The sequence below is a fragment of the Enterococcus sp. DIV1375a genome (genome assembly GCF_051712205.1).
Classification (GTDB): Bacteria; Bacillota; Bacilli; order Lactobacillales; family Enterococcaceae; genus Enterococcus; species Enterococcus faecalis.
Genome location: NZ_JBIOOM010000001.1, coordinates 2,514,491 through 2,537,600, shown reverse-complemented (window position 1 = coordinate 2,537,600; position 23,110 = coordinate 2,514,491). Strand labels below are relative to the sequence as shown.

25 protein-coding genes are annotated in these 23,110 nt (G+C 39.5%); 22 read left to right on the top strand and 3 right to left on the bottom strand.

Features of this window, described 5'->3' with window-relative positions; all coding sequences use genetic code 11:
* The first annotated feature begins 250 nt into the window (after positions 1-250).
* Both IGJ63_RS12350 and IGJ63_RS12345 read left to right on the top strand, forming a co-directional pair.
* Positions 251-952 (top strand): WxL domain-containing protein, encoded by a 702-nt coding sequence (locus tag IGJ63_RS12350; protein ID WP_438746646.1) that lies wholly within the window; start codon positions 251-253, stop codon positions 950-952.
* 97 nt (positions 953-1,049) lie between these two features.
* Positions 1,050-1,766 (top strand): WxL domain-containing protein, encoded by a 717-nt coding sequence (locus IGJ63_RS12345; protein ID WP_438746557.1) that lies wholly within the window; start codon positions 1,050-1,052, stop codon positions 1,764-1,766.
* 40 nt (positions 1,767-1,806) lie between these two features.
* On the opposite strand, the gene mscL is transcribed toward IGJ63_RS12345, so the two are convergent.
* Positions 1,807-2,256, bottom strand: coding sequence for a large conductance mechanosensitive channel protein MscL (mscL, locus tag IGJ63_RS12340; protein WP_002354883.1), 450 nt, complete (start codon positions 2,254-2,256; stop codon positions 1,807-1,809).
* A 208-nt stretch (positions 2,257-2,464) separates the two neighbouring features.
* Between mscL and yfmF the strand changes: the two genes are divergently transcribed.
* The 5 genes from yfmF (at position 2,465) to IGJ63_RS12315 (ending at position 8,029) form a co-directional block, all read left to right on the top strand.
* Positions 2,465-3,733, top strand: a complete 1,269-nt coding sequence (yfmF, locus tag IGJ63_RS12335) for an EF-P 5-aminopentanol modification-associated protein YfmF (RefSeq protein ID WP_010820324.1) — start codon at positions 2,465-2,467, stop codon at positions 3,731-3,733.
* Positions 3,726-5,030, top strand: coding sequence for an EF-P 5-aminopentanol modification-associated protein YfmH (gene yfmH, locus IGJ63_RS12330; protein WP_002380969.1), 1,305 nt, complete (start codon positions 3,726-3,728; stop codon positions 5,028-5,030). The genes yfmF and yfmH overlap by 8 nt, the downstream gene beginning before the upstream one ends.
* Positions 5,031-5,197: 167 nt before the next feature.
* Positions 5,198-6,064 carry a RodZ domain-containing protein gene (locus IGJ63_RS12325; protein ID WP_002359020.1) on the top strand — a complete coding sequence of 289 codons (867 nt, stop codon included), beginning with the start codon at positions 5,198-5,200 and terminating at the stop codon, positions 6,062-6,064.
* Between the two features lie 124 nt (positions 6,065-6,188).
* Positions 6,189-6,767, top strand: a complete 579-nt coding sequence (gene pgsA / locus IGJ63_RS12320) for a CDP-diacylglycerol--glycerol-3-phosphate 3-phosphatidyltransferase (protein ID WP_002365382.1) — start codon at positions 6,189-6,191, stop codon at positions 6,765-6,767.
* 545 nt (positions 6,768-7,312) lie between these two features.
* Entirely contained in the window at positions 7,313-8,029 is a 717-nt protein-coding gene (locus tag IGJ63_RS12315; RefSeq protein WP_002378980.1) for a PBECR4 domain-containing protein, read from the top strand.
* Positions 8,030-9,155: 1,126 nt separating this feature from the next.
* On the opposite strand, the gene IGJ63_RS12310 is transcribed toward IGJ63_RS12315, so the two are convergent.
* The gene (locus IGJ63_RS12310) at positions 9,156-10,043 is read right to left on the bottom strand and encodes a MurR/RpiR family transcriptional regulator (protein WP_002383224.1); all 888 of its coding nucleotides are present in this window, start codon (positions 10,041-10,043) and stop codon (positions 9,156-9,158) included.
* Between the two features lie 375 nt (positions 10,044-10,418).
* Between IGJ63_RS12310 and gnd the strand changes: the two genes are divergently transcribed.
* The 13 genes from gnd to IGJ63_RS12245 all read left to right on the top strand — a co-directional run bounded on the left by gnd (position 10,419) and on the right by IGJ63_RS12245 (position 20,336).
* A complete protein-coding gene (gene gnd, locus IGJ63_RS12305) occupies positions 10,419-11,354 on the top strand; it encodes a phosphogluconate dehydrogenase (NAD(+)-dependent, decarboxylating) (RefSeq protein WP_438746554.1) in 936 nt (311 codons plus the stop codon).
* 12 nt (positions 11,355-11,366) lie between these two features.
* Positions 11,367-12,368 (top strand): D-isomer specific 2-hydroxyacid dehydrogenase family protein, encoded by a 1,002-nt coding sequence (locus IGJ63_RS12300; protein WP_002375530.1) that lies wholly within the window; start codon positions 11,367-11,369, stop codon positions 12,366-12,368.
* Positions 12,369-12,382: 14 nt separating this feature from the next.
* Positions 12,383-13,489, top strand: coding sequence for an iron-containing alcohol dehydrogenase family protein (locus IGJ63_RS12295; RefSeq protein ID WP_002387385.1), 1,107 nt, complete (start codon positions 12,383-12,385; stop codon positions 13,487-13,489).
* Positions 13,490-13,501: 12 nt separating this feature from the next.
* Positions 13,502-14,338 (top strand): PTS mannose/fructose/sorbose/N-acetylgalactosamine transporter subunit IIC, encoded by an 837-nt coding sequence (locus IGJ63_RS12290; protein WP_002354902.1) that lies wholly within the window; start codon positions 13,502-13,504, stop codon positions 14,336-14,338.
* 20 nt (positions 14,339-14,358) lie between these two features.
* Complete coding sequence (locus IGJ63_RS12285; protein ID WP_002354903.1) at positions 14,359-15,231, top strand: PTS system mannose/fructose/sorbose family transporter subunit IID; 873 nt, start codon at positions 14,359-14,361, stop codon at positions 15,229-15,231.
* 21 nt (positions 15,232-15,252) lie between these two features.
* Positions 15,253-15,759 carry a PTS system mannose/fructose/N-acetylgalactosamine-transporter subunit IIB gene (locus IGJ63_RS12280; protein ID WP_002354904.1) on the top strand — a complete coding sequence of 169 codons (507 nt, stop codon included), beginning with the start codon at positions 15,253-15,255 and terminating at the stop codon, positions 15,757-15,759.
* A gap of 77 nt (positions 15,760-15,836) precedes the next feature.
* On the top strand, positions 15,837-16,289 hold the full coding sequence (locus IGJ63_RS12275) for a PTS sugar transporter subunit IIA (protein WP_002354905.1): 453 nt from the start codon (positions 15,837-15,839) through the stop codon (positions 16,287-16,289).
* Positions 16,290-16,312: 23 nt separating this feature from the next.
* A complete protein-coding gene (gene uxuA, locus IGJ63_RS12270) occupies positions 16,313-17,386 on the top strand; it encodes a mannonate dehydratase (RefSeq protein WP_002398911.1) in 1,074 nt (357 codons plus the stop codon).
* 4 nt (positions 17,387-17,390) lie between these two features.
* The gene (locus IGJ63_RS12265) at positions 17,391-18,044 is read left to right on the top strand and encodes a bifunctional 4-hydroxy-2-oxoglutarate aldolase/2-dehydro-3-deoxy-phosphogluconate aldolase (protein ID WP_002359031.1); all 654 of its coding nucleotides are present in this window, start codon (positions 17,391-17,393) and stop codon (positions 18,042-18,044) included.
* Positions 18,045-18,209: 165 nt separating this feature from the next.
* On the top strand, positions 18,210-18,680 hold the full coding sequence (locus IGJ63_RS12260; RefSeq protein ID WP_002398170.1) for an ASCH domain-containing protein: 471 nt from the start codon (positions 18,210-18,212) through the stop codon (positions 18,678-18,680).
* Positions 18,681-18,855: 175 nt separating this feature from the next.
* Positions 18,856-19,074 (top strand): YdbC family protein, encoded by a 219-nt coding sequence (locus IGJ63_RS12255; RefSeq protein WP_002381076.1) that lies wholly within the window; start codon positions 18,856-18,858, stop codon positions 19,072-19,074.
* A gap of 16 nt (positions 19,075-19,090) precedes the next feature.
* Entirely contained in the window at positions 19,091-19,975 is an 885-nt protein-coding gene (locus IGJ63_RS12250; protein ID WP_002398169.1) for a YicC/YloC family endoribonuclease, read from the top strand.
* A gap of 55 nt (positions 19,976-20,030) precedes the next feature.
* Entirely contained in the window at positions 20,031-20,336 is a 306-nt protein-coding gene (locus IGJ63_RS12245; protein ID WP_002383233.1) for a hypothetical protein, read from the top strand.
* 43 nt (positions 20,337-20,379) lie between these two features.
* On the opposite strand, the gene IGJ63_RS12240 is transcribed toward IGJ63_RS12245, so the two are convergent.
* Complete coding sequence (locus IGJ63_RS12240; RefSeq protein ID WP_002398168.1) at positions 20,380-21,861, bottom strand: DUF1958 domain-containing protein; 1,482 nt, start codon at positions 21,859-21,861, stop codon at positions 20,380-20,382.
* A gap of 222 nt (positions 21,862-22,083) precedes the next feature.
* Here IGJ63_RS12240 and gmk point away from each other — a divergent pair, with 222 nt between their 5' ends.
* Together gmk and rpoZ are read left to right on the top strand one after the other, a co-directional pair.
* Entirely contained in the window at positions 22,084-22,698 is a 615-nt protein-coding gene (gmk, locus tag IGJ63_RS12235) for a guanylate kinase (RefSeq protein ID WP_002354915.1), read from the top strand.
* Between the two features lie 4 nt (positions 22,699-22,702).
* Positions 22,703-23,005: a DNA-directed RNA polymerase subunit omega gene (gene rpoZ, locus IGJ63_RS12230; RefSeq protein ID WP_002354916.1), complete on the top strand. Its 303-nt coding sequence runs from the start codon at positions 22,703-22,705 to the stop codon at positions 23,003-23,005.
* The last annotated feature ends 105 nt before the right edge of the window (positions 23,006-23,110 follow it).

Genomic DNA, 23,110 nt, shown 5'->3' with positions numbered 1-23,110 from the left:
TTAAACGAATTTGACGAAAAAATCATTAAATAACATTTATAAATATCAAAAAGTGCTGAAATTAAAGCTTGAAATCAAGAGAAACGCTTGGTTTTAAAGGAATCATCAGTTTTTACGAATGGCTGTTAAATATTTAAAATTACGAAGAGGGCAGATTCTTGTATAATAAGGCTATAGCTTCGGAAGCGCAGAAAAAAAGAACCGCGCGCTCTGGAAATTCAGAACAGTTAAAGGAGACGTACATATTATGATGAAAAAGAAAATGATGGCAAGTTTATTAGTTGGTAGCGCAGTAGTTGGCGCAAGTTTAGCACCCCTTTCGGCACAGGCTGTAACGACAGGGAATACGCCAGTGCAGGTGGAGTTTGGTGGAGGGGTGTTGCCAGATGGTAATGGCGGAGCGAATACAGTAAGACCTAACCCAGATGCTACAAATAGTGATTTTGATTTACTATTTATTCCGAAAGGTTATATTTTCGGGAAATTATCTATTTCTGATGACCTAACGAAACCGATTCCTTTACGGAGCCCTGGATATTTTGACAGTGTTGGTGTGGGTGATGTACGAGGGACAAAAGAAGGCTGGCATTTAACAGCCCAATCAAGCGATATGACATCAGGAACTGAAAGTCTACAGGGAAATATATATTTTAAAGCTATTAGTGCCTATGGATTGACTTATATTGAAACAACTAATATTTATAACATGGTCACACCAACAGATACTGATCCAGAAACATTGCCTGATCTCCCAGTTCCAAAGGATTGGTCAGCTTCTTTTGGAGGAGATGCACAAATTATCGCAAATGCTCCTGTAGGTAAAGGACAGGGAATGTGGGGATTTATGTTGAAGGACGTAGCTCTAAACATCACAACCCCAGCCAATGAAATCAAAGCAGGTGCCTACACAGGCAACATCACATGGAACCTCGTCGCAGGACCATCTATCTAAGCACAAGCAACAAAAAAACAGAGGACGGACCATCAGTTGGTAACTGCTGCTGGTCTGCCCTCTAATAATCATTCAATCGTAAAGGAGAAGAACACAAATGAAAAAGAAAATGATGGCAAGTTTATTAGTTGGTAGCGCAGTGGTGGGCGCAAGTTTAGCACCACTTTCAGCACAGGCGGTGACCACTGGGAATACGCCAGTCACAGCAACATTTGAAGGCGGCACGTTGCCAGATGGCAACGGCGATGCCAATACCGTTGATCCAGACCCGAATGGCTCAAACAGTAACTTTGATTTACTGTTTATTCCTCGCGAATTTAATTTTGGGAAATTATCAATTTCTGATGATTTAACGAAACCAATTCTTAACCAAAGAGACCCAGAGGCCATCAACGGCCATACAGAAATGATTGGTGTTGGTGACGTACGTGGGAGCAAAGAAGGCTGGCATTTAACGGCCCAATCTAATGGTCTAAAATTAGGCACTGAAAGCTTACAAGGCAACATTAAAGTGGCGCTGATTACTCAACTTGATTTGGAATACGAGGCAACAAACAATAGCTATGTAGCTCTGACGACAGCCGTCTCTGCGCCAGAAGTCAGACCACAACTGGCTGCTCCGCAAAATTGGACCCTTGATTTAGGCGGGGAAGCCCAATTAATGGCTAACGCAGCAGCTGGTCAAGGCCAAGGATTATGGCAATTTTCACTGTTTAATACGTCTTTAAACATCACAACACCAGCCAACAATATCAAAGCAGGGGCCTACACAGGCAGTATCACGTGGAACCTCGTCGCAGGACCATCTGTGTAAGTCCAAACAAAAAAGTCATCCTAAAGGGATGACTTTTTGCTTATTTCTCTGTGAAAGTGCTATCTGTTTTGACAGTTTCAGCAGGCGGTGTTTGCGCCGCTAATAAGTCGCGAATTTCTTTTAAGTAATCTTCGCTCGTTGGTACCACTTCTTCTTCTGCCGCTTCTTCTTTTTTGCCGCGGTTTTTCATTTTGTTGGCCGCTTTGACAATCAAGAAGAGGACGAAGGCCGTAATTAAAAATGTAATAAGTGCACTAATCACGCTACCAATATTGAATTCAACGCCTTCGACTTTATAAACAAGGGCACCCAATGCATCGTCGGCGCTCTTTTTCCCAGTCGTCAAGACAAAAATCAGACTAATTAACGGGGTAATCAAGCCTTCCACCACTTGTGTCACAATCGCTGTAAACGCACTACCAATGACAACACCAACGGCTAGGTCTAAGACACTCCCGCGCATGATAAACTCTTTAAATTCTTTAATCATTCTTTTTTCCCTCCTCACTTTAAAAACAGTATACCGAATCTTCTTGAAAATTTGAACTGAAAAACTCTTATCATTCAGAAAGCACCTGAAGCTGTGTTATAATGGAGCTATTGGAAAAAACATTAAAAAATGCTTTAGAATTTACGCGATACATATATTTCACAGCATTCTTTAGGTAAGATGAAGCAAATGAAGGAGCGATGCGGCAATGTCTGTTCAATTAGTTAAAGGCGTGAATTTACACGTCATTCCTACAGAAAAATATAAAACGGTGCGTCTTTTAGTCCGCTTTAATACACGATTAAATCATGAAACCATTACAAAAAGAACGCTGTTGTCCAGTTTGATGGAAACCAACAGCTTGAATTACCCGAATCAAGTCAAGTTAAGTGAGCGTTTGGCGGAGCTTTACGGCGCCAGCTTTGGGATTGGCGTTTCCAAAAAAGGCAATCAACATTGGTTTAATGTTTCTATGAACATTGTCAATGATCATTATTTACAGGATAGTCAGGTTCTCGCCGAAGCGGTGGACTTTTTGAAGGAAATTATTTTTGCCCCCAATATTCAAGCGGGCCAATTTGAGGCGGAAACCTTCCAACGGGAGAAAGAGAACTTGAAAGCGTACTTGGAAAGTATTGTGGAGGACAAGCAAACCTATGCTTCTTTGGCGCTTCAAAGTGTCTATTTTAATCAATCGGAGGATCAAAAAATCCCTAGTTTCGGGACCGTTGCGGCGTTAGCTGAGGAAACAGCGGCGTCATTAGCAGCATATTATCAAAAAATGCTGGCGGAAGATCAAGTGGATATTTTTGTTTTAGGCGATGTCAATGAGGCGGAGTTAGTACCATTATTCAAGCAATTACCGTTTACACCTCGTGAAGAAGGCAAAGCCGCGATTTTCTACAATCAACCAATTCGCAACGTGATTGAAGAGCGGACTGAGCGTGAGGTGTTAGCCCAATCGAAATTAAACTTGGCTTACAATACGGATATTTATTATGGCGATAGCTATTATTTTGCGTTGCAAGTGTTTAATGGGATTTTTGGCGGTTTCCCGCATTCTAAATTATTTATGAATGTCCGTGAAAAAGAGCATTTAGCGTATTATGCTTCTAGTAGTATCGACACTTTCCGTGGCTTCATGACGGTTCAAACAGGGATCGATGGCAAAAATCGGAATCAGGTCTTACGTTTGATTTCGACAGAATTGGAAAATATTCGCTTAGGTAAGATTAGCGAATTAGAAATTGAACAAACGAAAGCAATGTTAAAAAATCAGTATATCTTAGCGTTAGATAATGCAGGCGCGTGGCTGGAAAAAGAATACTTGAACGAATTAATGCCGCAGACGATGCTGACGGCGGAGGAATGGATTGCGCGGATCAATGCCGTGACTATTCCAGAAATCCAAGAAGTGGCCAAACGCTTGGAACTTCAAGCGATCTTCTTTTTGGAAGGAGAAACGGAAAATGATTAAAAAAGACTATGCACAAATTAAAGAAACATTGTATACAGAAACACTGGCGAATGGGTTAAAGGTTTACCTATTACCGAAAAATGATTTCCAAAAAACGTATGGCTTGTTTACGACCGATTATGGTTCCATTGACAACACGTTCGTGCCAATTGGTCAAGAGGAAATGATTGAAGTACCTGACGGAATTGCCCACTTTTTAGAACATAAAATGTTTGAAAAAGAAGATGGCGATGTTTTCCAAAAATTTGGGCAACAAGGGGCTTCAGCGAATGCCTTTACCAGTTTTACGAAAACGAGTTATTTGTTTTCAACGACGGATCAAGTGACACAAAATCTAGAAACGTTGCTTGATTTTGTGCAATCGCCGTATTTCACGAAGGAAACGGTCGAAAAAGAAAAAGGCATCATCGGACAAGAAATTCAAATGTATTTAGATGATCCTAACTGGCGCTTGTTCTTTGGGATTTTAGGCAACCTTTATCCGAAACATCCATTGCACATTGATATTGCCGGTACAGTGGCAAGTATTGCGGAGATTACCGCAGAAGATTTGTATACATGCTACAATACGTTTTATCATCCAAGTAATATGACCTTATTCGTGGTAGGGAAAATGGACCCTGAAGCGTTAATGGCGTTCATTCGTGAAAACCAAGCGGCGAAAGAGTTTCCTGCCGCCCAACCTATTCGTCGGCATTTTCCTGAAGAAACAGCTGCTGACATTGTCAAAGAGAGCGCCATTGAAATGGCAGTCACACGGGCAAAAGTGCTTGTTGGCTTGAAAGGCTTAGATGAAGTGCCAACAACGGGTCGTGACTTAATGAAATATCAAGTCACCGTGAACTTGTTGTTACAATTATTGTTTGGTAATACCTCTCAAAACTATTTGGCTCTTTATGATGAAGGCTTGTTAGATGATAGTTTTAGTTATGACTTTAATTTAGATCGCAGTTTCCATTTTGCGGATATTGGCGGCGATAGTGAGCAACCAGAAGTCTTAGCAGAACGAATTGAAGCTATTTTATTATCTGCCACAACAAGTCCAGAATTAACGGAAGAAAATTTGTCCTTATTGAAGAAAAAAATGATTGGTAAATATTTCCAATCCTTAAACTCTTTAGAGTATATCGCCAACCAATTTTCACAATCATTGTTTGGGGAAACCACGCTGTTTGATAAGATTGAAGTCATTGAAAGTATTCAATTAGCCGACGTCCGCCAAGTAGCAGAGACCTTTATTCGTGAAGAAGGATTGAGCCGTTTCTACATGTATCCTAAAGGAGAAACCGAGCAATAAACCAACTGTTTAAGAAAAAGAAAAATCTTTGAAATCTTTCAATTTTGTTATCCTCAGTTGGCTTCTTTTGTGGTATTCTTAAAGGACGGGAATGTTTTCCTTGGCAATTGAAAAAGACTGATGAGACAATCGATAAATTAACAAAATAGACTGGAGAAGATGGACGAGTGGCCAGCGTAAATATTGGAGAAACACTAAAAGAAGCAAGATTGCAGAAGAACATCTCAATTGATGAACTGCAACAAATGACAAAAATTCAAAAAAGATATTTAGAAATTATTGAACAAAACGATTTTGAGTCCTTACCAGGCACCTTTTATGTGCGGGCGTTTATCCGCCAATATGCAAGTGCGGTCGGCTTAGATGGCAATCAATTGGTAGATATCTATGATGGCAAAGAACCAGCAATTGTCGAAGAACCCAAGCCAGTGTATGAAGAGCTTGAAGGATCACGTAAGCAATTGCATGACGAAGAAAAGCAATCCAGTTGGTTACTGCGGAACTTACCAGCCATTGCCTTTTCGTTAATTGGTTTAGCCATTGCGGTCGTGGTGCTGTACATTATGTGGCAAGATCAAAAAGCCGAACCGATTATTCAAACACCGGCAACTAGTGCCAGTGTGGAAAAACCCAAAGAATCAAGTCAAGCCCCAGAAAGTAGCACACAAAGTAGTACACCGCCGTCTTCTTCAAGCGAACCAGAGAAGAAAACAGCTGTGGCTGTGGTGAGTGATGCCAACAATCAAGTGACTGCAACGGTTAAAGATGCGAATAGTCCAATCAACATTACCTTTAAAGGGACTGAAGGCTCTTGCTGGATTGGCGTGATGGTCGATGGCAACTATACGTACCAACACACCCTGCAAGCAGGAGAGACCCAAACAACAGCTTTACCTGCGAATGCCGCCAATGCAACACTGATTCTAGGCGCCTCAAATAACGTCGCCATTCAAGTCGATGGCGCCGATTTAACACTGGAAAAAACGCCAGTTTTAATTCGTAAGGATGTTACATTAGGGATTACGTATCGTTAGAAATGGTGTAAGAAGAATCTGGATAAACTGTCAAACGGCAATTATTCCAGATTCTTTTCTTTTTTTCGTGACACTGCCAGCAAGATAACGTAAAATAGAACAGGAGAAGGAAGGGGCAATTGAAGTGAATTTACCAAATAAATTAACAGTTTTAAGAATATTTATGATTCCGATTTTTATTATTATTGTGTCGGTGCCGATGGACTGGGGAACGATTAGTTTTGGCGACACAACGTTAGCCGTTACCCAATTAGTGGGCGCGATTATTTTTGCAGTTGCTAGTTTTACAGACTGGTTGGATGGCAAAATTGCCCGTGCACAAGGCTTGGTGACGAACTTCGGAAAATTTGCGGACCCATTAGCGGACAAAATGCTAGTGATGACCGCTTTTATCGTCTTAGTTGGTCAAGGCAAAGTACCTGCTTGGATTGTAGCAATTATTGTTTGTCGTGAATTGGCAGTAACTGGTTTACGGTTGTTATTAGTCGAACATGGCGAAGTAATGGCAGCAGCTTGGCCAGGAAAAGTAAAAACAGCTACCCAAATGGTTGCAATTATTTTACTGTTCATTAACAACATTCCATTTTCAGCACTTCATCTACCACTAGATCAAATCATGCTATATGCCTGCTTGATTTTCACCATTTACTCTGGTGTTGATTATTTTGCTAAGAATAAAGATGTTTTTAAAGGTTCGATGTAACCATATAAAAAAATTGCTTGATAAAAGCATAAATGAAAAAAGGTTCAAAGGTAAAATTGGTGAATCTTTTTTCTGTTCAGTGGGAATAGATATCTTGTTTGAATTTAGAGAACAATTGTTTGCTTTTATTTGACAAGAGGCTATGATTTAGCTATAATGTGGATGAAAGAAGTCAGAAATTCTTATGGCTCATATAGAATTTCTGGAGGTAAAACTCACCTGAAAGGGTACCAGATTATCTGGAGTGATGATAGAGCCAATCATCGAAAACTTACTTTCAGTGTCACGGTGCATGACACTCCAATGATACTTCTCAATTCATAGCTGACTGTTTCAAGTCGTTATGAACAAAGGATCTAGAGGCTGATACATTTAGTAGCCAGAGGGTTGATAAACTATCAGCATATTTATTTAAAGTACGAAGGCTTAGAAGGAGCCTAGGCGAAAGCTGAAAATAATGCACCCTCTTATGAGATATTTCAACAAACGTGCTTTTTGCACGTTTGTTTTTTTTTATCAAAATGAAAACGTAGAGGAGGGATGGAATGGGTGAAGCTAAAGTAACTAAAACTTTCCGATTAACAGAATTAGTGGCAAGTGATTTAAGTTGTAAAGATTTATTTGATGAACTTATTGCCGTTTTAGAAATTTTAGATGTAGAAGTTGTTAATAAAAAAATAGTTTATTTCTATAAAAGAAACGTGAAAAGTAAACAAGAAAAATTAGAAGTTTGTTTTACTAGAGAGAGTATTCTGCACTTAATTGGGATAAGTTATTATGATATTAATGAAAGAGAAACCTCTAAGTCAAGAATGAAAAGTAAGTATGCTATTGAATTTTATAGAGACTTTAAAAGAAATAAATTGAACTTTTCAAAATGTTGGGTAGAAAGTACAAGAAAAGTAAAAGATAAGCTTCAGGTATTGAAATACATTAAAAGCATAAAGACAGATGTGGTCAGAATAGGCGCTGACGGACAATTAAGAACAATTCCTATGACGAACACAATCAGTACGCCTAAGATTGGTTTAGGGATTGGCTTATATCATGATCATCCAGAATTCTCAATTCCTCGTTCTTGTTTAAATCTTGCTCAGGATAAAGAAGCGAAACAACATACCTCGTTTCGTAACGCCTGTCGGTGTACAAAAATTTGGATATATGAAAGAACAGAACAGGGTACTTGGAAATTAGAAGATAGGCAAGAATTTTTTAAAAAAATACAGGCAGAAAAAAGTAAGAAAAAAAGAAGAAAAAAGTAAGATTACGTCATTAACTTAGTTTGTAATTTGCTATATATCGTCAGCTAATGATGTCGTAGAATGAAAAAAGGGGTTCTCTTATACTAATTTTTGTAAAGAATTAAATTTATTTTCTATTACAAGTCCAGTATAGAACTTATTACTTACATAACAGTACTTTTAGAAAAAATCAGAAACAAAATTAAAGAGAGTAGCCCCTTTGAATTTAAAATTTAATAACGATACGTTAAGAAGTACTATCACTTTTTAATTGGACGAACATCACAATCTGAAATGATAAGAGTTGCGAAATTTGGGGGATTTCGTTTTAATGATTTGCATAAGAAGCATTAAAACATAAGCTTGGTTTCATTTCTAAAAAGCATACAAAAATTTGGAAAGTAACAATTTTTCTATAAATAAACTGCCAAGTAAATGTTTAGACAGGATATGTTGCTCAACTTTTACGTTTTAAAACACCAAACAACGTTCTGTTTCTTTGAACGATCATGTGAGAAAATGGGAAACGTGATTTACCTAAACCTTGAATAGTTAAGCAAGTTGAGTGGAGATGAAACGAAAGAAATTATGAATTATGAACATTTTTTTACTTATAAAGATATCATTATTAGTTTACTAATTTTCTTTGGCTTGTTGTATGTAATAAGGCTGGAAAGCGTGACTAAATATTTTTCGTTAGTAATAGTCGCCATTGTTTGGTTTAATCCAATACTAGTTCAGCTATTTGACAAGCACACGATTACTGTATCGATAGTTGTTACTCAAATGGTTATGCACTTCCTCTTTATTCCTTTATTTTTATTAACGCTATTAATTATTTCAATAACGGAAAAAGAAGATAGGTTATTTTGCCTACCCATTATATTTTCAGTCTTTCTTGTCTGTTCGCAAGCAACTTGGCTGTACGAGTATAATCTACTTTTTAGAGTAGTCGATATCTGGATGATTCTAATGATACTGTTCGTAAGGATAAAAAATATAAATCCTGAGTAGTTGCACTGAGAAAGCCAAGGATTAAAACTTCAAAGGAAAAGCCTGGGACATCAATCATTTTGGATTTTTGTTCCAGGCTTAAAAATGATAAAGGGTGGGAGCAGAAGCAACTACTAACAAATAAGACTTTTCTTTACGACAAATAATGCGGATCGGTCTTAGTCGTGCTAATGTTGTCGCGGATTTTTTTCAAGGAATCGGCATTTTGATCAAAATTGTGATACATCGTATTTGTATATAAAATATCCATTACCGTTAAGTAACTGATCCGTGAAGCCAAGGATTCCGCACGAAACAAGCCTTCTTCGGTGACGACAATAATTGCTTCGTCGGACAAGCCTGCCAACTCTGAACCGCTGTTACCAGTTAACGTAATCATTTTTGCGTTGGTTTTTTTAACTTGTCGTGCTAGGTTGATTGATTCTTTGGTTTTGCCTGAATGGGAAAAAATAAACACGCAATCTTCACTGGTTAATTTTGTGACAAAACTTAACTGCATGTGGTAATCAAAAATGTAGTTGCACCGATAGTTAGTCCGAATGAATTTATGGAAACTATCAAAAGCCACAATCGAGGACCCGCCTTGCCCAAAAAAATGAAGCGTTTTGGCAGAGTACATCAAAGCCAACACGTTATCTAACAGCTCCTTTGTTAAGAACTGTGTGGCGTTACTGAGGGAATAAATATTGGCTTGTAAGACTTTTTTAGCAATGGTAATACTATCATCATCTGGTGAAATATCATCGGCGCCATTCACGCTATTGACGTTTTGAAAAGTCGGCTGATAATTAGAATTTCTGGCAATATCAATTTTAAATTCTTGGAACCCAGAATAGCCAATCTTTTTTACAAATTGATACACGGAAGATTGGGAGACGCCAATTTCGTTGGCAAGACTTTCTAACGTCATTTGTGTCAATAATGATTCAGAATGAACAAAGTAATCGGAAATTTTCTTTTCTGTGAGGCTCAAATTCGGTTTTTTGATCCGAATCCGTTGATCCAAATAGTGGTTTTTCATTAACACGTTCCTCCAATCTTATTTTTTAAAAATAAAATGAATGCCTTTTCATTGTTGGTATAGACTGATTATAGTGGAAAAAGAGGACAAATACAATTTCTCTTTTTCTCCACAAAAAAGAAATTCTTTAAAAAAGCCAAAAAAAAAATAAATAATCTTTTTTCTGAAAAATGAAGGGGTCTTGAAAAGACTTCTCTCAACTAAAGAAAGTAGCCAGTAAAAAGAACGTGATACCAAGAGATTTACTTGTGTTTTTTGTATGAAAGCTCCTTAAAAATAAAAACGTTTTACCTTTTGAGTAGGCAAGATTTTTGCTAAAAAATAAAAAATATTTTTTAATTAGTGTAATCGTTTACATTATTTTTTTTATCCTTTATGATTGAAGTATCAAAAGAGGCAGGTGAAAGAAAAATGGATATTGGCTTTATTGGACTTGGGAAAATGGGTTTAAACATGGCGTTAAATGTTCACGAACAAGACTGGCCCATTATTGGCTTTGATGTAACAAAGGAAGCAAGAGCGACTGCTAGAGAGCAGGGGCTTTCCGTTGTAGATTCGTTGCCGGAATTATTGAAAGCGCTTAATAAAAGGAAGGTGATTTTTTTAAGTACCCCCGCTGGTCAGATTACCAATCAATTAGTGGCAGAATTGGTAGAGCAATTAGCACCAGAGGATATCATTGTGGATAGTGGCAATTCAAATTTTCATGATAGTGTTGCGAATGCTCAATTTGCTAAGGAAAAAGGAATTTATTTTATTGATTGTGGTACTTCTGGTGGCATCAAAGGAGCGCGGGAAGGAGCGTGTTTAATGGTTGGCGGTGCGCCTGAAGCTGTCAAGGTGTTAACCCCATTTTTTGAAGATTTAGCTTGTGAACAAGGGTATCTTTATGCTGGGAAATCAGGAGCTGGTCACTATTTGAAAATGGTGCATAACGGGATTGAGTACGTCATGATGCAAGCCATGGGCGAAGGATTCAATTTATTAGAAGCTGCCGAATATGATTTTGCGTTGGAGAAAGTAGCCGATGTGTGGAATCACGGCTCGATTATTGAAGCTCGCTTGATGGGCTTAGCGAAAGAGGTTTTTGCGGAAAATCCTACGTTAGCCAATCTAGAAGGGAAAGTTGCAGCAAATGGCGAAGCCAAATGGATGATTGAAGAAGCATTGCGTTTGGAGATGCCCGTCCCAACGACAGCGTTGTCCTTATTTACTCGAAATGAAAGTATGCTAGCAAATCATTTTTCAAACAAAGTGGTCGCTTCTTTGCGACAAGGATTTGGCGGGCATGAAGTCGTAAAAAGTCAGTAAAGGAGTTTAGTCATGTTAAAAAAACAAAAAATTGCCATAGTGAATTCCAGTAGTTTTGGTCAAATTTTTCCTGAACACTTGACGCGCTTAGAAAAAATAGGCACCGTGAAGCATTTTACAGTCGACAGTGAAATTGGTGGCAAAGAGTTAGCGGAACGTTTACAAGGATATACGATTATTATTGCTAGCGTGACGCCATTTTTCACGAAAGAATTTTTTGAACATAAAGATGAATTGTTGCTAATTTCTCGCCATGGTATTGGGTATAACAACATCGATTTAGACGCTGCAAAACAGCACGACACAATTGTTTCCATCATCCCAGCTTTAGTAGAACGAGATGCCGTGGCGGAAAACAATGTCACAAATTTGCTAGCTGTTTTACGACAAACCGTGGCTGCAGATGCCAGCGTTAAAGCGGATCAATGGGAAAAACGAGCGAATTTTGTCGGTCGGACGTTATTTAACAAAACTGTGGGTGTCATTGGTGTTGGGAACACAGGAAGTTGTGTCGTGGAGACGTTACGAAACGGATTTCGCTGTGACGTGTTAGCGTATGATCCCTATAAATCCGCCACTTATCTGCAAAGTTATGGAGCCAAAAAAGTAGACTTAGATACGTTGCTAGCTTCAGCAGACATCATTTGTTTATGTGCCAATTTAACTGAAGAAAGTTATCACATGATTGGCTCGGCGGAAATTGCCAAGATGAAAGACGGCGTCTATCTTTCCAATAGCGCACGAGGCGCCTTGATTGATGAAGAAGCCATGATCGCCGGTTTACAATCGGGCAAAATTGCTGGGCTTGGGACAGATGTTTTAGAAGAGGAACCAGGTCGGAAAAATCATCCTTATCTTGCGTTTGAAAATGTAGTAATGACGCCGCACACCTCCGCTTATACCATGGAATGCCTGCAAGCGATGGGAGAAAAATGCGTGCAAGATGTGGAAGACGTGGTGCAAGGTATTTTACCTCAACGGGCAGTGCAAGAAGTCAGTCGTTACGTTAGTTAAGAAGGAGGAGGAGCATGTTAACTGATTTAAAAGTGAAAGTTGGACCGCAATTTTATCGTTACCACGAAGGCGCCTTAGCTTCGGTGCCGTCACTTTTCAAGGAATATCACGCCCAACGAATTTTGGTGGTGCATGGCACCGTATCCTTTGAAAAAGCTCAGCCATTTTTACCATTCTTGGCAGATTCAGAGTATCAATTCTTCTATCACACTTACACAGGAGAATGTAGTTATTTTGGCGCCGAACAAATTTCACAGCAAATAAAGGAACACCAGATTGACTTTCTTCTGGGAGTCGGCGGCGGTAAGTTAGCCGATTTAGTGGGCTACAGCGCCCATTTAAACAATCTGAATTTTGGCTTGGTCCCCACTTTGGCTAGTAACTGTGCGCCGTGGACACCGTTAGCTGTGATGTATCAAGAAAATGGCGCGGCCGAAGGCAAAACGGAACATTTCTTTCGCCAAGCTGCGTTTTTAATCACCGATCCTAAGTTGCTTCTGGATGCGCCCCGTGATTATTTTGTCGCTGGTTTAGCTGATACGTTAGCGAAATGGTATGAATCAGAGACCATTTTACGCCAAGCCCATTTGCAAGGGGAACCCTTTTTACAATTAGCGGGAGCGACCGCCAAGCTTTCGCAAGAAGCGATTATGCGGGACTCAAAAGCAGCCTTAGCAGCGATGGATGAGGGCAAACTCACGCCTGAATTTGTCCATCTTTCAGAAATTGTTTTCGCTGTTTCTGGATTAGTCGGCGGCTTCGGCGACAAATACGCCCGCAATGCAGCAGCACACGCCATGCATGATGCTATGAGTAAATTTTTACCCAAAAGTCATGACTATTTACACGGCGAAAAAGTAGCTTACGGCATCTTCTATCAATTAGCATTGGAAAAAAGGTGGGCCATCATAGACGCATTAATCCCTTTTTATCAAGAGCTAAACTTGCCCATGTCGTTACGACAAATGGGCCTTTACCCAAAAGAAGAAGCAGTACTCGATGCAATGGTTCAATTTATTGATTCAAAAGAAAAGGTTCATTTAATTCCTATTGAGATTTCGGAAGAACGTTTACGTCAAGGGATTAAAGAGCTAGAAAAGTATATCCAAAACCAAGGATAAGAAGGAGGAACTATGGAAACGTTAAGTGTTTTACAAAGTTTGATAATGGCGCTTTGGGTGGCAGCAATTATGTCCAGATGGCTTGGAGGAGGAGCAACGTTAACGTTGCGTTTCTCGCCCTTAATGACAGGGTTAGTAGCAGGTTTAGTGATGGGCGATGTCCCGAAAGCGATGATTGTCACCGCAGCATTACAAATGATTTACATGGGTGTTTTTTCACCAGGTGGCTCTATGCCAGCAGAACCATCAATTGCGGCAGCGATTGCTGTGCCAGTTGCGTTGCTAGGGAATTTGAAGCCGGAAGCGGCTATTGCCGTAGCGGTTCCTGTCGGTCTTTTAGGAAGTTATTTATATCAATTCCGTTTCTTTATTAACACGTTTTTAGGGAAGTATACCGATCGTGCGGTGGCTGAACTAAATTCTAAAAAAATTGCCCGCTCAATTATCTGGTATCCAACGATTGCCTCATTTATTTTATTCGTTCCATTAGTCTTTTTTGCTCTTTATTTAGGGGCACCAGTCATTGCCGATATTATTAAAGCATTAGAAGGAACCGTTGTGATTCACGTGTTAGAAGTAGTCGGTGGTGGTTTAGCCGCAATTGGGATTGCGACAACGGTCTATGTCATTGGTCGAAAAGATTTCTTGGTTTTCTTTTTCCTTGCATACTTCATGAGTATCGTCTTTAAGTCATTGGAAATTACCATGGTAACGTATGCCATCTTTGGCGTAATTATTGCGTTAATTTTTGTGCAAGTCCAAAAAGGCAAACCTGTAGCAGAAAGTGCTGGTTCCGCCAGTGCCACCACTGATTTTGATGATGATGACGATTACGATGACGGGTTTTAAAAGAAAAAGGAGGAACTGAAATGACGGAAACAACAGAAAAAGTCGTGCCGAAAACAACGAATTTAGCACCAGAAGAAATTACCAATAAAGATGTTACAAAAGCCTATCTCCGTTGGCATTTTGCCAATGAAATTCCCCATTCCTTTGAACGTTACTTGGCGCCTTCGTTATTGTACGCAATGATGCCACTTTTAAAGAAATTATATAAAGACGATGAACAATTAAAAGCCGCTTATATGCGTCAACTGCTGTTTTTCAATACGCAATTAAGTTGGGGCGGCGGGGTCATTACTGGGCTGATGGCTTCCATGGAACAAGAGCGGGCCAAAGAAGAACATGAAGGCCGCGAAATCATGATGCAAGATGATTTAATGTATAACACCAAAGCTGGCTTGATGGGCGCGTTAGCGGGGATTGGTGATGCGATTGACTCAGGTACGGTTCAATATATTTTTATTGCGATTGCGGTGCCGTGGGCGCAACAAGGTAGCGCATTAGGTGCGATTTTCCCATTTGTGGCGTTTGCCCTTTATCAAGTACTGTTAGGTGTGTTCTTTGCGAGACAATCCTTTAAAATGGGGCGGAATGCCACAGGCTTAATGCAAAGTGCTGGGATTCAAAAAGCTATTGAAATGTTATCTGTTTTAGGGTTGTTCATGATGGGAATTTTAGCTGGTAATTATGTCAAAGTTTCTTCAACTCTTCAATTTAAACTTTCTGGCCGTGAGTTTGTGGTTCAAGATATCCTTGATCAGATTGTCCCAGGACTCTTACCGCTAGCTGTTGTAATGGGCGTGTATTGGTTCTATACGAAAAAAGGTTTGAAAGTTACGCAAGCATTATTGTGGTTAACAGGTATTTTAATTGTCTTAGCAACAGTCGGTATTTTATAAAAAGAAAAGGACGTGAATCAGATGGGCGTAGTAAATTTAGCAAGAGTAGATGAACGATTAATTCATGGACAAGTGATGGTGACCTTGTCCCAAAAAAGTGGCGTTAATTCCATTTTCGTTGTCGATGAAGTGGTGGCAAAGGATAAATTTATGCGTGATTTATACAAAAGTGCAGGCAGTCGGACAGGACAAAAAACCATTGTCATTACGCCGGAAAAAGCCAAATTTTATTGGGATGAATACCAATTCAAAGAGTACAACTGTATTTTAATCGCTAAAACCGTCTCTGTAATTTATGACTTAGTAAAACACGGAGTCCCTATGAAGGAGTTAAACATCGGCGGTATTGCACAGAAAAATCCAGAAAAAGATTTATTAGTAACCAAATCTGTTTATTTAAACAAAGAAGATGCCGAAAAATTAAAAGAGCTACATGAGGTGTATGGCGTAGAAGATATTTATTTCCAAGCAACGCCTTCTGCACCAAAAACTAGTTTAAAAGAGGTTTTAGGCAAATTTAATTTATAAAAAAGGCCAGTCGCTTGAGTCATTGCATGACTGTTTGAAGTAATGACTCAAGCCACTGAATTGAAGGAGGAACTTTTATGTTAGGGATTGTGATTGCTACACACGGTGCACTAAGTGACGGTGCGAAAGACGCAGCTACCGTGATTATGGGCGCAACCGAAAATATCGAAACCGTTAATCTAAATAGTGGCGACGATGTCCAAGCACTAGGCGGACAAATTAAAACAGCGATTGAGAACGTTCAACAAGGGGATGGCGTGTTGGTCATGGTTGACTTATTAAGTGCAAGTCCTTACAATCAGGCAGTTTTGGTGATTAACGAACTCGAACCAGCACTACAAAAGAAAATCTTTGTGGTGAGTGGTACCAACCTACCAATGGTCTTAGAAGCGATAAACCATCAATTATTGGGCACACCGATTGCTGAAGCGGCGCAAGCGATTGTTGCGCAAGGTAAAGAAAGTGTGCAAGCATGGGATATTTCTATGACTTCCTTTGAGGATGAAGAGGATGAGGACGATGATTTTTAAGAATGTAGTAAAGGGTGAAAGCAATGAAATGGGGATTTAGATGGTACGGAGCGGCAGGCGATGCCATTCCATTAAAACACATTCGACAGATTCCAGGAATTACTGGCGTTGTCGGTACCTTGTTAAATAAACTACCAGGCGATGTTTGGACTGTAGCCGAAATTCAGGCACTTAAACAATCGGTAGAACAAGAAGGATTGGCACTTTTAGGAATTGAAAGTGTCGCTATTCATGATGCCATTAAAGCGGGAGCGGATCAACGAGACCACTATATTGATAATTATCGCCAAACGTTACGTAACTTGGGGAAATGCGGAATTTCCTTAGTGTGCTACAGTTTCAAACCTATTTTTGGTTGGGCTAAAACGGACTTGGCGTATGAGAATGAAGATGGCAGCTTATCGTTGTTATTTGATCAAGCTGTGGTAGAGAACATGCAGCCAGAAGACATGTATCAATTAATTCACAGTCAGTCAAAAGGATTCCGGTTACCAGGTTGGGAAGAGGAGCGTTTGCAACAATTTCAAGAATTGAAAGCCATGTATGCCGGCGTAACAGAAGAAGATTTGGTCGAAAATTTGCGCTACTTTTTAGAACGTGTGATTCCTGTCTGTGAAGAAGAAAATATCAAAATGGGGATTCACCCCGATGATCCACCTTGGGAAATTTTTGGTTTGCCAAGAATCACTAAAAATTTAGCGGATTTAAAACGGATCCTTTCCTTGGTGGACTCACCAGCAAATGGGATTACATTTTGTACAGGTTCCCTCGGTGCGGACCCGACGAATGATTTGCCTACTATGATTCGTGAAATAGGTCACAGAATTAATTTTGTTCATTTCCGCAATGTGAAGTATTTAGGTGAGCATCGTTTTGAAGAAACGGCGCATCCGAGTGTCGCTGGTTCGTTAGATATGGCGGAATTAATGCAAGCACTGGTAGACGTAGGGTATGAAGGCGTTATTCGCCCTGACCATGGGCGGGCAATTTGGGATGAAAAAGCGATGCCTGGTTATGGTTTATATGATCGAGCAATGGGGTTGACCTATATTCAAGGACTGTACGAAGCAACCAAAGCCAAACAAAATAGGAAGTGACAGAATGGAAACAAAAGTTGAAAAAAATCAACTGTATCAACAATTAGCGACATGTAAACTTTTACCACTATACACTGCAACAGATTTACGCTATTTGCCACAAGTAGAATCAGTCTTAGTAGAAAACGAATTACCGTTTATTGAAGTCACTTTTCGGAGTCAGCTGGCCTTGCCTGCCATCAAACAACTTGCTGCTTCAGGGAATTTAATAGTAGGCGCAGGAACTGTTAGAACCTTGAAAGAAGCCCAAGAGGCAGTAGCGAACGGTGCACAGTTCATTGTTTCCCCAGCGATTGTTCCAGAAGTCATTGATTTTTGTCTGGCAAATGAGGTGCCTATTTTTCCAGGAACAGCTACGCCTGGGGAGATTCAGCGAGCGCTGGCGTATGGCTTACGAGTGGTTAAATTTTTCCCAGCCGATATTTACGGCGGGTTAAAAGCCATCAAAAGTTTAAGTGGCCCGTTTTATGATGTTCAATTTTTACCAACTGGTGGGATTGATGAAACAAACTTTATAGAGTATGTGGAAGCAGAAGAAGTATTAGCAGTGGGCGGCTCCTTTATTTTATCGGAAAAGATGCTTCAAGAAGATGAAGCTTCGGCACGCCAGCATGTTCAATCTTTACTTACGAAAATCAAAGAACGACAAGCAAAATAAAAAGATGGGCTAAGTTTTGTTACTTAGTCCTCTTTTTTCTGTCCAAATGTTACTGACATTATTTTAGTTTTCATTTTGTAAAAATAGTATAGGAGAAAAGCAATCAGTTATGTATAATTAGTGAAAGAAGGTTGCGTGAAGTAAAAATAAAAAGGAGAGCAAAGGATGTTAAAAAATGTAGAAGTGTTCTGGCAAAACTTTTTAGATAAACATGAATTAGATATGTTGATGCCCGATGTGTGGATGTTTGGTGATGGCTCTTCTGAGATGGGTAATCGTTTGGGTCAATTGGTTGTTTCTGGACGTAAGACAGCGACATGTTCTTCTTTAGATATTTATAAGATGGAAGAAGAACAACTCCCTAAAGCTGGTCAATACGACATAATTTTAGATGGTCAGTCTCAACCGCTGGCTATTATTCGAACAACCAAAGTTGAAATTATGCCCATGAACAAGGTCTCAGAATCTTTTGCACAAGCGGAAGGTGAAGGAGATTTGACGCTGGATTATTGGTATGAAGAGCATGCGCGGTTCTTTAAAGAAGAACTGGTCCCCTATCAGCTACAATTTTATCCCGACATGCTGTTAGTTTGCCAAAGTTTTGAAGTGGTGGATCTTTATACAGAAAAAGAATAGACAGAGAAGCGGTGACTGACACGATTGAAACGAGCAGTCGCCGCTTTTTTTACTGATTTTTTGAAAAAGTTGCGTATGTTTATATAGACAGGGTGATAGAAAAGAGATGTGTATTTTAAGTGTCGAGGAAAAGATGGTACAATAACCTAAGGAATACTAACAAGGAGTGAATGTTATGAAAGAAGAATTTTCATATGAAATTTTAGAAGAAGTCGCTGTGTTATCTGAGAATGCTCGTGGCTGGCGTAAAGAATTGAATTTAATTAGTTGGAATGGTCGTCCACCAAAATTTGATTTGCGTGAGTGGGCCCCTGATCACGAAAAAATGGGTAAAGGCATCACCTTAACTAACGAAGAATTTGCTGAATTAAGCAAAACAATTAAATCCATGTAAAAGGAGCACCCTGTCAATGAAAAGTATGACTGGATTTGGAAAAAAGACCATTCAAAATGAAAATTATCAATTGGATGTTGAAGTCAAAAGTGTCAACCAGCGGTTTTTAGATATTCTATTGCGTATGCCAAAGGAACTGAATGCCTATGAACTGGTGATTCGGCAAGTAATCAAACGCACGTTAAAACGTGGACGTGTGGAAGTCTATGTAAATCTCCAAAAAATCGGCAACAATCAAAAAGAAGTACGCGTGCAGTGGGACTTAATTGATCAATTATTAACTTCGGTAGATCAACATTTAAAGGAAAACTATCCGGAAGCAACGTTTGATGCAGGGGACACGGTCAACCATTTATTAAAGCAAAATGATTTTGTCGAAATAGTGGAAGCAGAAATCGTTGATCAGACATTTGAACCATTTCTTGTTCAAGCATTTGAAGCAGCCATCGCTAGTCTTGACCAAAGCCGTGTGCAAGAAGGAACGCAAATTAAACAAGTCCTGCTTGACTATGTAGCAGTGTTGACCCAATCAATTCAAGAACTGCAAGCGTTTGTGGGCGTTTTTGAACAAGAATACCGTCAACGTTTTGAAGCGAAATTAAACGAATGGTTAGGTAGCCAAGTGGATGAAACACGCTTATTAACAGAAATGGCCATTTTATTGGAAAAAGGCGATATTCATGAAGAATTAGATCGTTTGGATATCCATATTGATAAGTTGCATCAGTTGCTTGACGAAACAGAACCAGTGGGCCGAGAACTAGATTTCTTAATTCAAGAAATGAACCGTGAAGTCAATACGATTGGTTCGAAATCAAGTCCAATTGAAATAAAAAATAGTGTCGTTCAAATGAAAACAACCTTAGAAAAGATTCGTGAACAAATTCAAAATGTCGAATAGAGAAAATGGTTTCGTGTTTTTCCAGAAAACGCTATAATATAGAAGTAACGAATAAATGACAGAGGTGAAAGCAATGACTAAATTTTATGATGTAACCTTTCAAGAATTAAGTGGTCGTTCTGTGGTAAAAACAGAAGTCGCTTCAGACAGAGAACCATTTGACGTCTGGCAAGATGCTTGTGCAAGCTATTCTGAAACAGAATTAAATATCCAAATTAACGAAGACACGTTTGTTACTTTGAATCGTCATTTTGTTGTTCGCATTGACGTGAAAGAAGTTGACGGCCCTGTCGACAAACAAGTTCGTCGTCGCGATGAATTGATGAACGTGGTCAATACGCTTTCTAATATGGGCTTATAAAAAATGCCACCAAGCATTTCACGCTTGGTGGTATTTTTTTTAATTAGAATAAAAGAAACAAGCCAACGGCGCATAGGAAAGAAAGAACTGCGGCACTTAAAAAGATTGTCCGCATGGATGCAGTTTTACTGCTTTCTTTGCCGTGTTTTTTCTGACGTTCTAAACGTTTTTGAAGCTGACGGGTAATTACTGAGAAAATCAGCCCGAAAAGGACTAAAACACTTGTGGCAATCGATTTGGGAATAAAATGATTCGGTTCTGCAACGGTGGTGTCCCCAGAATGTTCGTTTGATTCTTCCGCAGCTTCCGCTGTTGTTTGTTTTGGCTTAACTTCTTGGTAAGCCACTTTTGGCGCTTGAACCGTACTATTTAATAATGTCAAGGGCGTGTCGACTTGCACCTGCCCTGCTACTAATTTAAAAGTAGGCTGACTGCCTTTGGGAACGACACCGTATAAATCGTTAGCCAAAGTGACTTTTTTGTGATCAATGGTTTGTGGTCCTTTGTCTAAAAGTTTTTTGCGTTCGTATGTCGTATAGGCATAGTCCAGCAAAGCATTCCCAGCCACATGCCGTTCGTATTCACCATCTTGGTTTTGCCAATTACCAACGCCTAAAATGACTTCAATTAAACGGAAATCTCCTTGTTTGACAGTCGCAATATAGTTAAAGCCGCCTGTTGGACTAGAGCCTGTTTTTAAACCATCCACGCCTTGATAACCATACTTAGCGCCTGGTAAAGAATAATTGTATGCTTCAAACGTTTCCTCGTAAGGCGTGCCGACCATTGTTTTCACCACTGGTTTATTGGTGATTTCTAAAATTTCTGGATAATTTTTCAGAAAATGATAGGTTAGTGAAGCTAAATCTCTAGCTGTAGAGACGTTATCGCCATTTGGGTCAATTCCTTGCATTTGATACAGGCCGTTAAAGGCACTTGCTTGCGCCCCACTGCAGTTGTAATAGGTAGTATTTGTCATCCCTAATTCAGCCGCTTTTTGATTCATTAAATGAACAAAGTCAGTAGGCTGGTCCCCTGAAATTAAATTTGCCAACATGAGAGTCGCCACATTAGAAGAGGGGACAGCAATCATTTTTAATAGTTCACGGACTGGATAAGCAACACCTAACGTAATTTTGTTATTACTAATGGCATATATTTTAGAAATATCGACATCTTTTTGCGTAGCAGTCACAGTGGTATCCATTGTAAATTTTCCTTGCTCCATTGCTTCAAAGGCCAAGTACATGGTCATCACTTTGGCAATACTGGCAGGATTCCACGCTAAATCTGGTTGCTGCGACCAGAGAATTTCTCCAGAATCAGCATCAACAACGATGGCTGCTTTGGGAATGCCATCCTCTTTCAGGGTCGTCCCCATTTTTTTAGCAATCGCGGTAATATCTTCTTCTGCGTGAGTCACAGTAGGTTGGGCAAAAAAGGCCCCACAACTGACGACTAAGCCTAGCAGAAACAATGTAAATGGTTTAATTCGTGCGATGTTTCTCAGTCCTTTCTTATTCACGTTTTTTCATCCTAAAGGAGTCATCACTTCATTTTACTTAAAAAATGGCTGCCTGTATAGGAATTCTAGGTAATTTGTTTAAAAAAAGAACAAGTTATGAAAGCTAAATTAAAGAAGAAATGTTATTTTTTCAGTGAATCTCCAAGAAAGTCTTGAAAATTGCAGAAAAAAAGTGCAAAATAGAACTAATACTGTGAAATTATGTTTTGAAAGGAAGTCGTTATGTCAGAGCGCGGGTTATTAATCGTATTGTCAGGTCCTTCAGGAGTGGGGAAAGGGACTGTAAGAAAGGCTATTTTCGACAGTGAAGAAAATGATTTTCAATATTCAATCTCAATGACCACTCGGAAACAGCGAGAAGGCGAAGTGGATGGAGTAGATTACTATTTCCGTTCAAGAGAAGAATTTGAAGCGATGATTGAAGCTGGAGAAATGTTGGAATATGCGGAATATGTTGGTAACTATTATGGGACACCATTAACGTATGTTAACCAGACGCTAGATGAAGGCAAAGACGTCTTTTTAGAAATCGAAGTCCAAGGGGCTAAACAAGTCAAAGACAAAGTGCCTGATGGCGTATTTATCTTTTTGACACCCCCCGATTTAGCGGAATTAAAATCAAGAATTATTGGCCGCGGAACAGACGAAATGTCTGTGATTGAAGAACGAATGGCTGTGGCCAGAGAAGAAATCGAAATGATGGCGCTGTATGATTATGCGGTAGTGAATGATGAAGTTCCTTTAGCCGTGCAACGAATTAAAGACATTATCGCGAGTGAGCACTTCCGTGTTGACCGTGTAATTGGAAAATATATTAAAATGTTAGAGGAGATGTAGCCTTATGATGTTAAAACCGTCAATTGACTCATTGTTAAAAGAAGTCCCTTCAAAATATTCTTTGGTTATTTTAGCAAGCAAACGTGCGCATGAATTAGATGAAGGCGTTCAACCAACCGTTGAATCCTTTGATTCTGTAAAAAGTGTAGGTCGTGCGTTAGAAGAAATTGAAGCAGGAACAGTGATCAGTGATCCAAACCCTGAAGAAAAACGTGAACGTCTACGCATTGAACGTGAAGAACGCAAACGCCAACGTGAACAAGAGCAAAAAGAATTAGAAAACCGTTTACGTGACGAAAAAAATTAATTGAATGATTGTCAACGAATGGAGAAAGCCGTCTGTCTATTTCAGAGGCTTTCTCTTCGTTTATTCTGAAAGGTGCCAACGAGACACACAAGACAAATCAGTCAA